General features: G+C 51.0%; 2 tRNA genes and 1 rRNA gene. All 3 read left to right on the top strand.

What is annotated here, in order from left to right:
• The first annotated feature begins 60 nt into the window (after positions 1-60).
• Positions 61-137, top strand: a tRNA-Ile gene (locus J4D25_RS26795).
• Positions 138-147: 10 nt separating this feature from the next.
• Positions 148-223: transfer RNA gene (locus tag J4D25_RS26800), tRNA-Ala, on the top strand.
• A gap of 234 nt (positions 224-457) precedes the next feature.
• Positions 458-3,349, top strand: a 23S ribosomal RNA gene (locus tag J4D25_RS26805).
• Positions 3,350-3,368: the final 19 nt, after the last annotated feature.

The following is a 3,368-nucleotide window of genomic DNA, read 5'->3' on the forward strand; positions in this document are numbered from 1 at the left end:
TAGAAGCAGCTTTAAGCTCCAAGCTGATAGCTCCAAGCTAACAGTTACGCGCTCGAAATTGGGTCTGTAGCTCAGTTGGTTAGAGCGCACCCCTGATAAGGGTGAGGTCGGCAGTTCGAATCTGCCCAGACCCACCAATTTTGTTATGGGGCCATAGCTCAGCTGGGAGAGCGCCTGCCTTGCACGCAGGAGGTCAACGGTTCGATCCCGTTTGGCTCCACCATATAACTGCTTCTGAAAGTTTAGAAATGAGTATTCCGATGTGAATATTGATTTCTAGTCTTTTGATTAGATCGTTCTTTAAAAATTTGGGTATGTGATAGAAAGATAGACTGAACGTTACTTTCACTGGTAACGGATCAGGCTAAGGTAAAATTTGTGAGTTCTCTTAGTTGAGAAATTCGAATTTTCGGCGAATGTCGTCTTCACAGTATAACCAGATTGCTTGGGGTTATATGGTCAAGTGAAGAAGCGCATACGGTGGATGCCTTGGCAGTCAGAGGCGATGAAAGACGTGGTAGCCTGCGAAAAGCTTCGGGGAGTCGGCAAACAGACTTTGATCCGGAGATGTCTGAATGGGGGAACCCAGCCATCATAAGATGGTTATCTTGTACTGAATACATAGGTGCAAGAGGCGAACCAGGGGAACTGAAACATCTAAGTACCCTGAGGAAAAGAAATCAACCGAGATTCCCTTAGTAGTGGCGAGCGAACGGGGACTAGCCCTTAAGTGGCTTTGAGATTAGCGGAACGCTCTGGAAAGTGCGGCCATAGTGGGTGATAGCCCTGTACGCGAAAATCTCTTAGTCATGAAATCGAGTAGGACGGAGCACGAGAAACTTTGTCTGAATATGGGGGGACCATCCTCCAAGGCTAAATACTACTGACTGACCGATAGTGAACTAGTACCGTGAGGGAAAGGCGAAAAGAACCCCGGAGAGGGGAGTGAAATAGATCCTGAAACCGTATGCGTACAAGCAGTGGGAGCCTACTTTGTTGGGTGACTGCGTACCTTTTGTATAATGGGTCAGCGACTTATTTTCAGTGGCGAGCTTAACCGAATAGGGGAGGCGTAGCGAAAGCGAGTCTTAATAGGGCGTCTAGTCGCTGGGAATAGACCCGAAACCGGGCGATCTATCCATGGGCAGGTTGAAGGTTAGGTAACACTGACTGGAGGACCGAACCGACTACCGTTGAAAAGTTAGCGGATGACCTGTGGATCGGAGTGAAAGGCTAATCAAGCTCGGAGATAGCTGGTTCTCCTCGAAAGCTATTTAGGTAGCGCCTCATGTATCACTGTAGGGGGTAGAGCACTGTTTCGGCTAGGGGGTCATCCCGACTTACCAAACCGATGCAAACTCCGAATACCTACAAGTGCCGAGCATGGGAGACACACGGCGGGTGCTAACGTCCGTCGTGAAAAGGGAAACAACCCAGACCGTCAGCTAAGGTCCCAAAGTTATGGTTAAGTGGGAAACGATGTGGGAAGGCTTAGACAGCTAGGAGGTTGGCTTAGAAGCAGCCACCCTTTAAAGAAAGCGTAATAGCTCACTAGTCGAGTCGGCCTGCGCGGAAGATGTAACGGGGCTCAAACCATACACCGAAGCTACGGGTATCACTTAGGTGATGCGGTAGAGGAGCGTTCTGTAAGCCTGTGAAGGTGAGTTGAGAAGCTTGCTGGAGGTATCAGAAGTGCGAATGCTGACATGAGTAACGACAATGGGTGTGAAAAACACCCACGCCGAAAGACCAAGGTTTCCTGCGCAACGTTAATCGACGCAGGGTTAGTCGGTCCCTAAGGCGAGGCTGAAAAGCGTAGTCGATGGAAAACAGGTTAATATTCCTGTACTTCTGGTTATTGCGATGGAGGGACGGAGAAGGCTAGGCCAGCTTGGCGTTGGTTGTCCAAGTTTAAGGTGGTAGGCTGAGATCTTAGGTAAATCCGGGATCTTAAGGCCGAGAGCTGATGACGAGTGTTCCTTTGGAACACGAAGTGGTTGATGCCATGCTTCCAAGAAAAGCTTCTAAGCTTCAGGTAACCAGGAACCGTACCCCAAACCGACACAGGTGGTTGGGTAGAGAATACCAAGGCGCTTGAGAGAACTCGGGTGAAGGAACTAGGCAAAATGGCACCGTAACTTCGGGAGAAGGTGCGCCGGTGAGGGTGAAGGACTTGCTCCGTAAGCCCACGCCGGTCGAAGATACCAGGCCGCTGCGACTGTTTATTAAAAACACAGCACTCTGCAAACACGAAAGTGGACGTATAGGGTGTGACGCCTGCCCGGTGCCGGAAGGTTAATTGATGGGGTTAGCTAACGCGAAGCTCTTGATCGAAGCCCCGGTAAACGGCGGCCGTAACTATAACGGTCCTAAGGTAGCGAAATTCCTTGTCGGGTAAGTTCCGACCTGCACGAATGGCGTAACGATGGCGGCGCTGTCTCCACCCGAGACTCAGTGAAATTGAAATCGCTGTGAAGATGCAGTGTATCCGCGGCTAGACGGAAAGACCCCGTGAACCTTTACTATAGCTTTGCACTGGACTTTGAATTTGCTTGTGTAGGATAGGTGGGAGGCTTTGAAGCGTGGACGCCAGTTCGCGTGGAGCCATCCTTGAAATACCACCCTGGCAACTTTGAGGTTCTAACTCAGGTCCGTTATCCGGATCGAGGACAGTGTATGGTGGGTAGTTTGACTGGGGCGGTCTCCTCCTAAAGAGTAACGGAGGAGTACGAAGGTGCGCTCAGACCGGTCGGAAATCGGTCGTAGAGTATAAAGGCAAAAGCGCGCTTGACTGCGAGACAGACACGTCGAGCAGGTACGAAAGTAGGTCTTAGTGATCCGGTGGTTCTGTATGGAAGGGCCATCGCTCAACGGATAAAAGGTACTCCGGGGATAACAGGCTGATACCGCCCAAGAGTTCATATCGACGGCGGTGTTTGGCACCTCGATGTCGGCTCATCACATCCTGGGGCTGAAGCCGGTCCCAAGGGTATGGCTGTTCGCCATTTAAAGTGGTACGCGAGCTGGGTTTAGAACGTCGTGAGACAGTTCGGTCCCTATCTGCCGTGGACGTTTGAGATTTGAGAGGGGCTGCTCCTAGTACGAGAGGACCGGAGTGGACGAACCTCTGGTGTTCCGGTTGTCACGCCAGTGGCATTGCCGGGTAGCTATGTTCGGAAAAGATAACCGCTGAAAGCATCTAAGCGGGAAACTTGCCTCAAGATGAGATCTCACTGGGACCTTGAGTCCCCTGAAGGGCCGTCGAAGACTACGACGTTGATAGGTTGGGTGTGTAAGCGCTGTGAGGCGTTGAGCTAACCAATACTAATTGCCCGTGAGGCTTGACCATATAACACCCAAGCAATTTG

Source organism: Pseudomonas sp. GW456-L13 (genome assembly GCF_017350115.1).
GTDB classification, from domain to species: domain Bacteria; phylum Pseudomonadota; class Gammaproteobacteria; order Pseudomonadales; family Pseudomonadaceae; genus Aquipseudomonas; species Aquipseudomonas jessenii.